Here is a 12,072-nt window from a genome sequence, read left to right as displayed (position 1 = left end):
AGGATGTCTATGAATTGATTGCGGCGAGGTTTTGTTCTGCTTCGTCGACGCGACGCTCTGCGCCACGGAGTTCCTTCTCGGATTCTCGAACCGCAGCATCACGGGTCTTCTCGGCGTTCCGTGCGAACTGTCGTTGCTGCTCAGCGTGCTCGAGTTCGGCGCGCAGTTCTTCAACACGACGTTCGACGTCGGAAATCGTCGTTCTGGCTTCCTCGAGTTCGGCGGTCTCTGCCTTCACCCGGCGGCGGATCTCGTCGGCTTGCGCCGTGGCTTCCTTCAATTCTGCTTTTGCCCTGGCACGTTCGGCCTTCAGGTCCGGAGTTCTCGACTTCGGAGTCTGCGGCTCTTCAACCGCGGCGTGCTGCGGTGATTTCTCCTTCACCACGGCGAGCCCGGAGGGTCCGAAACCGCTGTAACTCGCAGCGGTCAGGACCCGTCCGAGTCGAACCTGCGCGGCAGTCTCCTCGTCGGCCAGGGCGGCATTGAGCGTCTGCGCGACATCACGCAACGAATCCTCGCCGACGCTCTTTCCGCGTGAAGCAGCAATCTCACCGGATTTGTGCGCGAGACTCCGCACCACCTGCTGCCTCTGAGTCGTCAGTCGGCGCAGGTCCGGGCCCGACAGATGGCGCTGGGCGTCGCGTAGCGATTCGCCGAGTGCGAGAAGCGCATCCAGATCTTCCGGTAGATCGCGCGCAATGAGATTGACCAACCATCCCACGGTGGTCGGCTTCCGAAGTTTTCCGATCTCCGTCGCCAATGTGCGGTCGTTGTCGTCACGGGCAGCCTTCACATGATGTGTACGCGCCTCGACGAACTCGCCGGGGTCGAGCCCGTACAGTTCGTCGGCGACATCATCGAGGGTCACGTATCCATATTGGCACTCGGAACGGTTACATGTGGCAAGGCGGAAGGTATCGCACGGTGGGTGCGCCCCCGGGACCATCAAGGCGTACTTCGGCGTCGACCTGATAGACCTCGGCGATCAGGTCGGCAGTGAGGACCTCGGTCGGGCTTCCGTGGGCAACGATGGATCCCCGGTTCAGCATCACTATCGAATCGCAGAACATGGCGGCCAGATTCAGATCGTGCAACGCCATGATCGTGGTGGTGGGCAGGCGTCGCACGAGCGCGAGCAATTCGAGTTGGTGGTTGATGTCCAGGTGATTTGTCGGTTCGTCGAGTAGCAACTCGTGGGGTTCCTGGGCGAGGGCGCGTGCGATCTGGACGCGCTGTCGCTCCCCGCCTGACAGGGTGTGCCACGACCGGTCCAGCATGCCGGCGAGGTTGGTGTGTTCGATCGCTGCGCGGACGGCGTCACGATCGGAATCGGACTGCCCGCCCCACAGACCGCGGTGCGGTGTGCGTCCGAGTTCGACGACCTCGGCAACAGTCAGATCAATCTCGGTGTTGCTGTGCTGGTCGACGGTGGCGATTCGGCGCGCGACGTCGCGCCGTTTCCAGTCGGACAACGGAGTTCGGTCCAGGGTCACCATTCCGGACGTCGGACTATTCTGCCCGGCAAGAAGTTTCAGCAGCGTCGACTTTCCCGAACCGTTTGGGCCGAGGAGCCCCACCGTACTTCCGGTGGTGGGGGAGACGGCGATGTCGTCGACTATGAGCGCCCCGCCGACCCGCCAGCTGATACCGGTAGCTTCGAGCGTCATGGCCTGGCCTTCCGTCTCCAGAGGATGACGGCAAACGCAGGCACACCGACCAGCGCGGTCACCACACCGGCCGGGAGTTCCTGCGGCGCAATGGCTGTGCGTGCCACGGCGTCGACCCAGACCAGGAAGATGGAGCCGATCAGTGCCGATGCGGGCAGGAGTCGGCGGTGGTTCGAACCGACGAGAGCGCGCGCCGCGTGCGGGAGGACGAGGCCCACAAAGCCGATGGCGCCTGCGACGCTCACGATCACTGCGGTCATCAAAGCTGTTGCCAGTAGCAAGGTCAGCCGTACCCGCCACACGTTCACTCCCAGCGACGACGCGGCGTCCTCACCGAAGGCAAACGCGTCGAGTGCACGGGAGTGAGTCAGACAGACCACCAGGCCGATTGCCACCACCGCTGCGCAGAGCGCGACATCGAGCCAGTCGGCGCCGCCGAGTGAGCCTAGGAGCCAGAACATCACACCGCGGGTCTGCTCTGGATCAGCCGAGGTGATGACGATGAACGAGGTGAGCGCGGAGAACAGTTGGGTCGCGGCGACTCCGGCCAGGATCACCCGATCCGGTGTGCCGCCGGCCGCATGGGCGAGCAGCAGCACCAGTGCGAAGGAGATCACCGCGCCGATGAAGGCGCCGCTCGACAGTCCGACCACCCCTGACCCCACTCCGAGGATCACGATCAGAACGGCGCCGGTCGAGGCGCCGGACGAGATACCGAGGACAAAGGGATCGGCCAGTGGATTACGAAGCAGAGACTGCATGATCGCTCCGCACAACCCGAGGCCGGCACCGCAGAGCGCGGCGAGCAGAGTACGCGGCAGACGGAGATCCCATACGATTCCGTCGCGAATAGGGGTGACGTCCGCCGCGGTACCGCCGAGATGGCCCACGACGATCGAGGCCACCTCGCCGACCGACAGACCGGCCGGCCCCAACGTGATCGCCACGGCGGCCGACCCGGCCAGCGCGACAACACCGATCACCCACAGCAGGGTGACGGCTTTCGGGTTGTCACGCAGCCGAACGCTTGTCGTCATCTCACGCCGTAGACCACGTAGTCGTCGAACAGTTGCCAGACCGTTCCCGACTCCCGAAAACCCGCCTGCGCGAGCGCCGCCAACTGGAAGTCGACGGCAGTGGGCGCGGTGGCGTCGCGTCCGGCGAATCTGCGCTCACGCTCGCCGGTCAGTGCCCCGATGCCGGGAGTGGCCCGCAGCCCGTCCCACCAGCTGTCCCATTCGGGAGCACCGGTCGCAAAAGCGGAGCGTTGTGTCTGCTCGTCGTGAGCTTTCGCCCATCGACTCATGACGGGGGAGCGGCTGTCGAAGCGAAAGTGGTCACCGTTGAGCAGCACACCGTCAGGGCTCAGCAGTTCGCGGCACTGCCGGTACACCTCGACGAGCTGCTGCGGTTGCAACCAGTGCAGCGCGGTCGTCGACACGATCGCCTGAACCGGCGCAGTGACCGCAGTCGGCCAATCGGCGCCTGCTAGGTCTGCGTCGATCAGCTGCAGTCGGTCACCGAAACGAGTCGACGACTGGCGGGCGAGCTCCAGCAGCATCGGGTCGTAATCGATTCCCACAACGCCGGCGTGCTCGAACTTCTCGAGGATCCGGGCGCTCAGTGAACCCGGCCCGCAGGCGAGGTCGACGACCGTGAAGGGTGTCTGCGCGTACTGCAATTCGAGAACGTCGAGAATCACGTCGAAGCGCTTCTCGCGATCGGCGATGTATGCCGCTTGCTGGTCGTCCCACTGACACACCAGTTCTCTGATCTCCGCGGACATCTAGACCACACCCAACTGGCGCAGCCCGTCGGAGAGCTGTTCGATGCCACCGACATTGCGGATCGAGGGATCCATCGTCGTGCCTTCGAGGATGATGTAACGCTTGTTCTTCACTGCGGTGAGCTTGCTGGCGACCGGGTCCGATTCGAGGAACGCGATCTTGTCTGCGGCACTGTCGCCGTCTCCACCGCGGTCGAGATCTGCGAGCACCAGCACGGTCGGGTCTCGATCGAGCACACTCTCCCAACCGATTTCGGGCCAGTACTGCTTGTTGTCGTCGAAGGCGTTCTTCGCACCCACCGCGTCGGTCATGATTCCCGGTGCACCGCAGCACCCGGCGAAGTACGGAGTCTTCGTGGCGGCGTACCACCACGCCAGCGTTACGTTTTCGGCTCCCAGTGCCGCCGTGGCGGTGGCCGCGCGATCCTTCAAACTCTCGGTGAGCTCGACACCTTTGTCCTTGACATCGAACAGTGTTGCCACGTCGTCGATTTCGTCGTACAAGTCGTCGAGCGTGAGGGCCTTGCTCTGCTCGGCATCCTGACCGGTGCACTCGCTGGGAGACTGATATGTCGCGACACCGAGGTCGGTGAACTTGGTCCGGTCGGCGATGCCTTCCGAGGTGAACGTGTAGTTGAAGGTCGTGTAGACCATGTCGGGTTCGCGTTCGAGGACACTCTCGAATGACGGGAACTCGGTGTCGAAGGCCTTCACCTGACCACGCGCCTCGCGCAGTTCGGGGAGGACGTCGTCATCGCTCATGGCGTAGCCGGCCATCCGGTCCTGCACTCCCAGCGCGAACAGCATTTCGGCCGCCGGTTGATTTACCGCGATCGCCCGTTCGATCGGTCGCTCCACCGTGACGTCTCGGCCACAATTCTGGACTGAGGCGCTGGATTGTTCGGCACCACTGTCGTCGGAGGAACAGGCAACCAACGATGCGCCCAACAGGGCTGCAACGGCAGCGGCGGGTAGGCGAAGTCTGGACAGACGCATGGAATCTCGTTCTCGCAGGGGCTCGTACGCGGAGCCCGTTACCGTGTGAACAGGCGCCTGTTGACCCCTGCTGCCAGCCGGTATTCGGACTCGAGATCGCCCCACCCGAGCGCCTTCCCAGATTCTCATCCAGTGGCGTAAGCCCGGGCGGTCACCCTCACCGCTGCGCGTCAGTTCCGGATTCACACCGGATTCCCTGACCCCCTGTGTGGAGGTCTGCTGGCACAGAGGAACTTATCACCGCAGTGCACTGCCGGTCAGGTCGGCCAGTGTGAGGCAATCAGATCTCGATGGCCAGGTCGTCGATGTCGGTCAGGGATCCGCCGTCGGCGAGGATGCGCTCGTAGTTCTCGCGTCGACGGAGGTCGATCTCGGTGTTGCTGATGCCCTGCTTCCAGTACCCGAATATCGCAACGTCGTCCTTGTCGAGTCCGACGGTCGAGCGAAAGTGCTTCCGTATTGCGCGCATCTCACTGCGTTCACCGGCGCCCCATACGACGTAGCTCTCGGGATCGGTGAGCTCGCGCGCCCGCGTCGTCAGTGGGCCGTCGGGCTCGGCGAGATCGACCCTGACGCGGTGAAGTTCCAGCCCGGGGAGGGTGGGTAGTTCGGCGAAGGCGACCTCGTCATCTGTTGTGACCCAGCCGATTCCGGCGACGTCGGTAGGCAACTGCTCGATGATCGAGTGCAACGCAGGTATTGCGGTGCCGTCCAGAAAGAGTGCGATACGTCGACCGGGAACATCAGGGATCAAGAAGTGTGGCCGCGGACCGGTGAGGCCGAAGGTGTCGCCGACGGTCAACGCCGCCGCCCATCTCATCATCGGACTGGTCTGTCCGTGCAGGACCACGTCGATGACGATCGATCCGCTCGCTGAATCGTAGGAACGCACCGTGTACACGCGCGAAGCGTCGTCGAAGGCCGGCCCGAGATTCATCCGTACGGTTACATTCGGGCGTGACCAGGTCGGATCGTCGGTCGACTCGCTCAAGCGAGCAGTGATCCGCAGCAGATGGTCGCTCGGTCGCTCCATTGCCTCGACGATCGCGAGAACGTCGTTGAGTCCGCGATTGTGGTCGGCGGTGCGTAGGACGGTCGTCGGGGAAGTTGTTGTACTCGTGGCGTCTGCATGTGTCATCGGTTGCGCTCCTGGATCGGATTGTCGAGGTGCCATCAGGTTAGTGCTGCCTAAGTAATTGAAGTTGTCCGAAAGCGACATCTGCTTACCTGAAATGACACGCTCCGCGAACAACGCGTTTGAGCGACCTGTGCTCGCGCTGCTACCGTGCTTGTGATGTCCATACGCCGCTCTTCTCTCGCTTCCGGCCGTGCACTGCGCACGGCCCGATTCGGCGTAGCGACATTCCGACGGGGGCGTAAGGCGATCGACCGCCGCCCCTCTGGTCTCGTCTGGATCGAAAGAGCCTTGGCCGCACCGGCCGGATCCGTCTGACATTCGCCACTTCGGCGGGCATTGCCTCGCTGAGATTTCGCAGTGCCACACCTGTTGCAGTGCTGCGCATTTCCCGTACCTGAAGTTTCTCGCGGGTGAGTTTGTGAGTGTCGGCGCCACCGCGCCTGGAATACCAGCCAACTCGTTTTCGTGAAAGGTACACAGCAATGAATCGTTTCGAAGGTCGTCGTATTCTCGTCACCGGCGCAGGATCTGGAATCGGGCAGGCCACCGCGCTGCGGTTGCTCGCCGAAGGTGGCCGAGTGGTCGCTGCCGACATCTCCGAGCAGGGTTTGGCGAACACCCGGAAATCGGCAGAACATGCTTCGACGGAGGATCGCCTCGACACCCTCGTCGTCGATATCGGTAACGAGAGTTCCGTCATCGAGGCTGTGGGTCAGGCGATTTCGACTCTCGGGGGATTGGACGTACTGGTCAACGCCGCCGGGATACTGCGTGGTGGGCACACCCACGAGACCTCGCTGGACCTGTGGAATCAGGTGCTCTCCGTGAACTTGACGGGCACTTTCCTCGTCACTCGTCAGGCACTGCCAGCTCTCCTCGTCACCGGCAACGCAGTCGTGGTGAATTTCAGTTCCACCTCCGCTGCCTTCGCGCACCCGTACATGGCCGCGTATGCCGCGAGTAAGGGAGGAATCCAGTCCTTCACTCACGCACTGGCTCTCGAATACGGCAAGCAGGGTCTGCGTGCCGTCGCGGTGGCTCCAGGCAGTGTGAAGAGCGGGATCACCGACACCACGGCGTCGTACTTGCCGGAAGACACCGACTGGTCGCTCTTCGGCAAGTTGTCACCGATTCTGAGCACTGATCTGGAGTCCAGTGGTGCCCCCATGGCCGGGCCGGAAAGTGTTGCGGGAGTTATCGCGATGCTGGCATCCGACGATGGTGCCTTCATCACGGGCACGGAGATCCGTGTCGACGGCGGCACACACGCCTGATTCTGAGTCCGTCTGACGGCCTACCCCCAGGCAGGCCGTCAGACGCGAGCCGTCATTCTCGCGAGCGAGTGATGGCGGGGACGACGTAGGACTGATCGAGCACGGCGGGCGAAGGTTCGTACATTCTCAGTACCGGTCGGAAATCCCCGCGCGGGGCGGGCAGCCAGTTCGCCTTCGCCGTGGGATCTTTCGGCTCCTCGTGGCTGATCGTGATCGTCAACGCACCGTCGGCGTCGTGGACGATTCCTGGAGTGCGGTCGCCGATCGAGTATCGGTCTACGGGGTTCGCCACGAGGAAGAAGTCCGGCACCGAGTACATCGTCAGCGACCAGAAGGCGCGCACCGGCGGAGTGGGGTCGAGTTTGATTGTGTAGGTATGCGTTCCGTTCAACTGCTCGCCCTGATCGTCGACGTAGGTCATGATGTACGCCGCTTCGTAAGGGTGGTTGCCCCACAGCCCGCCCTTGGCAGCCGCGGCGCGTTCGACGATGCGCAACCTGGGATCGGCGATCTTGAATTGTGGATCGTCGATTGTGCCGACCTCGAAGTAGTCGAGGTTGTAGTCGAAGGCGTGGAATGTGAGCTTCCATCCGTTGACTTCGGGGCTGGAGCCTTTCGTGAGGGCCTCGAGCAGGTTCTTCTCGCCGATCGTCAATCCGTCAGCCAACGCGGCCGCCTCGTCGGCAGAGAGTGAGTCGGCAGAGAGCGAGTCGGCAGAGTGTGAGGTATAGGGAGAAGCACCGGGCTCGTTGATGCCGATCGGCGAGAACGATTCCTGGAGTTCTCGATCGCGCGGGGCCGGCGGAAAGGCCTGTGACCAGATGCGGAGTTTCTCGAGGAACAGGAGGTCCTGGCTTACCCCGGCGTCGGGGACTGGGAGACCGGCCGGGGTCCCGGTGGAGTCGGCGACGGTCAGGGTGGTGGCGTCCTGCAAGGCGTGCACCGCGGGGAGGTCGTCGCCGCCACCGCATGCCCACCGGCCCACGATGGACGCAATGTTCGTGGGAAATCTGATCACCGTGGTCTGGGCCGCCGGGGTTCCCGTCCAGGTGGGTGGGACGAGAAGGAAGTCTCCGCTCTTCGTACCGGTGGCACGGTGCCCGACGTAGGCGAAATTGTTTGTCCAGGCATCGACGAACTGGAGGACGTAGTAACGGCCATCGGTATCGGGGACGTGCAGAGCAACGGGGCCGACAGAGAGATCGATCTGCGCCATGGAATACACGGTGTCGTTGTTGATCGTGACAAAAGTGTCTGCCGGGCCGGCGAGTGTGCGGGCGTGGCTGAAGGTGTTGAAAGGTGCGGCGGGGTTCGCTCCGACACCGTCGTGAACGTACCGATGGACCTGGTCGAGATTGAAAACGAGGGGAAATCCGTAGATATACGCCTGAGCTGCAAGCTCGGTGCGGCTGGTGTCGGTCATCTCTGCCCTCTCGTCGTTCACGTCGGTTCGAAGTCCACCTTGCGGGAACCCTGTCGTCGGGGCATCACCCGCCAGGGGTGACGCCCCGACGACAGGGAGAAGACATGTCGGATCAGGAGAGTGCGGCGTTGATCGCTGTCGCAGACGAGTGGAATGTCGCGATGTGCTCGAACGACGCCGAACGGATCGGCGACTTCATGGCGGACGACTGGGTAATCGTCTCGGAATCCGGGGTGTCGACCAAAGCGGAGTTTCTGGGCTTCGTGGCCTCGGGTGACCTGACGCATTCGGCGATGGACCGCGTCGGGAGCGCTCGCGTGCGTTTCTTCGGTGACGTTGCACTGTTCACCACGCGGATCACCAATACTGCGCACTACGACGGCAGGCAGTACGACGCCGACGAGTGGACCACCGACGTGTTCGCGCGACGAGACGGTCGTTGGCGCTGCGTATTGAGCCACATCACGCCGGCGGTCGAGGCGAAGATCGAGGACGTGGAGCCGTGACGGAAAAGTAAAAGAAGGGCTGATGTTTTAACGGAGACACTATTGGGTAGTAAAACGAGTTTCGTATTTGTGAATGTATTTATCGGATTTATCGATTGCGAAGTTTCTGTAGTAGCGTCAGTTGAGTAGATCATTTTGATACGCATACCGGATGAGGTTCTCACATGATTGTTCTCGGCATTATTCTGGCGTTGATCGGCTTTTTCACGGGGTTGAGCATTCTGACCACTGTCGGCATCATCTTGGTCGTCGTAGGTGCAGTTCTGTCTATCCTCGGTGCTACGGGGCGTGCAGTGGGCGGACGAAAAGTCTGGTATTGATCGATACTGCGCGAGTAGCTGAGAAAGCGGTACCCGATCTCTCCGGAGATCGGGTACCGCTTTTTCGTTCTCGATTTACGTGTCGCTGCATCCACCCCGAAACCTGACTCTGAATGGCGTCGGGTAAACATGAAGGATGCTTTCTCGAGATCATGACGAAGAGAAATCTGCAGAGAGATTCAGATTCCCTCGCAGATGGAATCAAATTGACGAATCGCGCCGCGGTTTGGTGCTGGCGTGGGTGGCCTTCACGCTGACGTTCGGCGGAGCACGTCTGGTGACCTGGTTGATCCAGATCGATACCAGGGATGTCGGCGACATCAGCGCCGGTGGCACTCATCTGCATCACTACCTGTGGGGAATTCTCCTGCTGGCGGGAGTAGCGATCTTCGGACTCGTCGACCGAAGTCCTCGCGCAAGAACCTGGATGGGCATCGCGCTGGGCATTGCGCTCGGACTCATCGTCGACGAAGCCGCACTACTGATCACTCTCGACGACGTCTACTGGCAGAGCGACGGTTGGCCGAGCATTGCCATCGCCGTGTCGATCATCGGTGTTGTGGGAACCGGGCTCGCGCTGACACGAAGCGGAGCGGAGAAGCCTCGAGGTTGATCCGACTGCGGCACGGGTACTCACCCTCGAGCCGGGAAGTCGCGCGGATCGTGAGGTGGCTTGGATGGATCCCAGTTCCGCGGACACATCACCGGATTCCGAAAGCGGAGTTCAACCGATAGATCCGATGGCGGAAGCCGAACGTGAAGCCGCAGCATTGGCGACGCCCGTCCGGCCGCTGGGCGAACCCGGACCGAGATTCGATCGTCGTTCACCGTTCTTCATCGGACTGAGCGCCGCGGCCGGAGTTGCCGTGACGTACGCGGTGATCGAGGTGTTGCTTGCGGCGCGGGGCATGTTGATCCTGATCGTGGTCGCATTGTTTCTCGCGGTGGGCATCGAACCGGTGATCGTCTGGCTGGAGCGGAGAAATTTCCGACGCTGGATCGCGGTCACCGTGGTGCTCCTCGGAATTGCCGTGATGTTGGCTCTGTTCCTCGTTGCTGCGATCACTCCGCTGGTCGAGCAGGGACGCCAGTTCGCATCGCACGCTCCCGAACTCCTGACACACATTCGTGACCGGTATCCGATCGTGAGCGACCTCGACGAGAAGTATCACCTCGAGCAGCACCTCACCACACAACTGGATGGTTCGGGTTCTGCACTCGCGACGGGTTTGCTCGGTGCGGGGCGGGCGGTGTTCAGCGCAGTCGCCGACGCCGGAATCGTTGCTGTACTGACGACGTACTTCTTGATCGACTATCCACGAATCCGCACGAATCTGTATCGGCTGGTGCCACATTCGCGCCGGCCGCGAGCAATCGCCATCGGTGACCAGATACTGGCAGGTGTGGGCGGGTATGTCCTCGGCAATGTTCTGATCTCTGTGATCACCGCAGGATGCACCTTCGCCTGGTTGGTGATCTTCGACGTGCCGTATCCGTTGATCTTGGCGCTGCTGGTCGCTCTGCTCGATTTGATCCCGGTAGTCGGTTCCACGATCGCAGGGGTTATCGTCGCCCTGGTCTCCCTGACAGTCTCTGTCCCAACGGCATTGGCGACTGTTGCGTTCTTCGTCGCACTACGCCTGCTCGAGGACTACCTTCTCGTCCCGAAGATCATCGGGAAGACGGTGGCGGTCCCGGCACTGGTGACTGTCGTCGCGGTTCTGTTGGGCGGAGCGTTGCTCGGTATTGTCGGTGCGTTGCTGGCAATTCCGGTCGCTGCGGCCTTGCTGCTGCTCGCAAGGGAAACTCTCTTCCCTCGGCTCGACGCTTCTTGACTGGCTTCTATCGGACAGCTCGCGCGTGACGCCGCGAACCAGGATTCGGCTTGGGGCACATCCGAGTCGGGATCGTTTCCCCTTCGTCAGTGATACGGAATACCGACACTTTTTCGCTGCAACCGTGATTCAAATCGACCGCGTATGCGATCGCGGCGCGATCCGAGACGAAATCTTCCATCACCGTTGTACCGTCCGGTAGTTCGATTCTGTAGTTTTCCATGACTTACACAACCTTCTTTCGCTAAGACGATCTTACCCGGCTCGAGAAGTGGTAAACCCGTGGAACATAACGTGCGACAGTCGACTTCGCGTCTCGCCGCTGCGATGTTTCGACAACTCGCCTGCGGGGTAGTGAGAGTCGGTCAGCCGCTCAGGCGGTACGTGTCGAACGACGGAGGATCCGCGCAATGAGCGCAGTATCGAAAGCGATGTACAAGCCACTCTCGCTGGCCACGAGCGTCCTGGGCGGCATTTTGGCGGGTGCAGTTTTCCAACAGGTGTGGAAGCGCATCGGTGACGACAAGAATGCGCCCGAGCCCAAGGACTTGAGCAGGTCGAGTAGGGAAGTCCTGATCGCCGCTGCCCTGCAGGGCGCCATCTTCGCTGTTGTGCGCGCCGCCGTGGATCGTGCAGGGGCAAAGGGCTATCAGGCGCTTGCTCACGAAGATCCCCGGTAGGAACGCCCGGTTCGGTTCGAGTTCAGTCGACGACGGCCGCGATTGCCTCGATCTCGACCAGTTGATCGTCGTAACCGAGAACGGTCACACCCATCAGAGTGCTCGGGGCGTCATGATCGCCGAACGCGTCGCGGACTACTTCCCATGCCGCAACGAGGTCTTCTTGACTGCTCGACGCCACCAGAACGCGGGTGTTGATCACATCGGTGAAGGACGCGCCGGCGTCCGAGAGGGCGGTTCTGAGGTTGTCGACGGCCTTGGCTGCCTGTCCCGCGTAGTCGCCGACGGCGGCGGTGGAGCCGTCCTCGTTCAACGGGCAAGATCCTGCGAGAAAGATCAGTCGAGCCTCGGCGGGAGCCGTTGCTGCATAGGCATATTCAGCGACTGAAGAGAGTGATGTGGAACGGATCAGAGTTACCGACTTCGCCATAGTTTCCCCAAGGAATA

Annotated in this window: 15 protein-coding genes and 1 riboswitch; of the genes, 7 read left to right on the top strand and 8 right to left on the bottom strand. The window is 62.0% G+C overall.

All coding sequences use genetic code 11. From position 1 onward, the window contains the following. Positions 1–7 precede the first annotated feature (7 nt). From ACFWAD_RS21125 to ACFWAD_RS21100, 6 genes are all read right to left on the bottom strand, one after another. Positions 8–868, bottom strand: a complete 861-nt coding sequence (locus ACFWAD_RS21125; RefSeq protein WP_378547362.1) for a hypothetical protein — start codon at positions 866–868, stop codon at positions 8–10. Positions 869–893: 25 nt separating this feature from the next. Beyond that, on the bottom strand, positions 894–1,667 hold the full coding sequence (locus ACFWAD_RS21120) for an ABC transporter ATP-binding protein (RefSeq protein WP_378547360.1): 774 nt from the start codon (positions 1,665–1,667) through the stop codon (positions 894–896). Continuing rightward, a complete protein-coding gene (locus ACFWAD_RS21115; protein WP_378547358.1) occupies positions 1,664–2,704 on the bottom strand; it encodes a FecCD family ABC transporter permease in 1,041 nt (346 codons plus the stop codon). Before ACFWAD_RS21115 ends, ACFWAD_RS21120 begins: the two co-directional genes overlap by 4 nt. After that, positions 2,701–3,453, bottom strand: a complete 753-nt coding sequence (locus ACFWAD_RS21110; RefSeq protein ID WP_378547356.1) for a class I SAM-dependent methyltransferase — start codon at positions 3,451–3,453, stop codon at positions 2,701–2,703. The genes ACFWAD_RS21115 and ACFWAD_RS21110 overlap by 4 nt, the downstream gene beginning before the upstream one ends. Continuing rightward, positions 3,454–4,449, bottom strand: a complete 996-nt coding sequence (locus ACFWAD_RS21105; protein ID WP_378547353.1) for an ABC transporter substrate-binding protein — start codon at positions 4,447–4,449, stop codon at positions 3,454–3,456. A gap of 57 nt (positions 4,450–4,506) precedes the next feature. After that, positions 4,507–4,688: riboswitch (cobalamin riboswitch) on the bottom strand. Between the two features lie 41 nt (positions 4,689–4,729). After that, the gene (locus ACFWAD_RS21100) at positions 4,730–5,587 is read right to left on the bottom strand and encodes a siderophore-interacting protein (protein WP_378547350.1); all 858 of its coding nucleotides are present in this window, start codon (positions 5,585–5,587) and stop codon (positions 4,730–4,732) included. Between the two features lie 156 nt (positions 5,588–5,743). On the opposite strand from ACFWAD_RS21100, the gene ACFWAD_RS21095 reads away from it, so the two are divergent. Both ACFWAD_RS21095 and ACFWAD_RS21090 read left to right on the top strand, forming a co-directional pair. After that, positions 5,744–5,902 carry a hypothetical protein gene (locus ACFWAD_RS21095; RefSeq protein WP_230815084.1) on the top strand — a complete coding sequence of 53 codons (159 nt, stop codon included), beginning with the start codon at positions 5,744–5,746 and terminating at the stop codon, positions 5,900–5,902. 167 nt (positions 5,903–6,069) lie between these two features. Next, positions 6,070–6,861, top strand: a complete 792-nt coding sequence (locus tag ACFWAD_RS21090) for an SDR family NAD(P)-dependent oxidoreductase (protein ID WP_378547347.1) — start codon at positions 6,070–6,072, stop codon at positions 6,859–6,861. Positions 6,862–6,913: 52 nt separating this feature from the next. Here ACFWAD_RS21090 and ACFWAD_RS21085 read toward each other — a convergent pair whose 3' ends face one another. Beyond that, on the bottom strand, positions 6,914–8,284 hold the full coding sequence (locus tag ACFWAD_RS21085) for a DUF1254 domain-containing protein (protein WP_378547344.1): 1,371 nt from the start codon (positions 8,282–8,284) through the stop codon (positions 6,914–6,916). A gap of 104 nt (positions 8,285–8,388) precedes the next feature. Here ACFWAD_RS21085 and ACFWAD_RS21080 point away from each other — a divergent pair, with 104 nt between their 5' ends. The 5 genes from ACFWAD_RS21080 (at position 8,389) to ACFWAD_RS21060 (ending at position 11,625) form a co-directional block, all read left to right on the top strand. After that, on the top strand, positions 8,389–8,790 hold the full coding sequence (locus ACFWAD_RS21080) for a nuclear transport factor 2 family protein (protein ID WP_317829497.1): 402 nt from the start codon (positions 8,389–8,391) through the stop codon (positions 8,788–8,790). Positions 8,791–8,954: 164 nt separating this feature from the next. Beyond that, positions 8,955–9,110, top strand: a complete 156-nt coding sequence (locus ACFWAD_RS21075; RefSeq protein WP_003945564.1) for a DUF6131 family protein — start codon at positions 8,955–8,957, stop codon at positions 9,108–9,110. Positions 9,111–9,246: 136 nt separating this feature from the next. Continuing rightward, complete coding sequence (locus tag ACFWAD_RS21070) at positions 9,247–9,723, top strand: hypothetical protein (RefSeq protein ID WP_050656092.1); 477 nt, start codon at positions 9,247–9,249, stop codon at positions 9,721–9,723. A 64-nt stretch (positions 9,724–9,787) separates the two neighbouring features. Beyond that, positions 9,788–10,945: an AI-2E family transporter gene (locus ACFWAD_RS21065; RefSeq protein ID WP_378547340.1), complete on the top strand. Its 1,158-nt coding sequence runs from the start codon at positions 9,788–9,790 to the stop codon at positions 10,943–10,945. 410 nt (positions 10,946–11,355) lie between these two features. Then, positions 11,356–11,625, top strand: coding sequence for a DUF4235 domain-containing protein (locus ACFWAD_RS21060; RefSeq protein ID WP_378547337.1), 270 nt, complete (start codon positions 11,356–11,358; stop codon positions 11,623–11,625). Positions 11,626–11,647: 22 nt separating this feature from the next. On the opposite strand, the gene ACFWAD_RS21055 is transcribed toward ACFWAD_RS21060, so the two are convergent. Then, positions 11,648–12,055, bottom strand: coding sequence for a RidA family protein (locus tag ACFWAD_RS21055; protein WP_378547334.1), 408 nt, complete (start codon positions 12,053–12,055; stop codon positions 11,648–11,650). Positions 12,056–12,072 lie beyond the last annotated feature (17 nt).

It is taken from the genome of Rhodococcus sp. NPDC059969 (assembly GCF_042738325.1).
Taxonomy (GTDB): Bacteria; Actinomycetota; Actinomycetes; order Mycobacteriales; family Mycobacteriaceae; genus Rhodococcus_F.
Note: the sequence above shows the minus strand (reverse complement) of the source record. Positions and strands in the feature narration are given on the sequence as shown.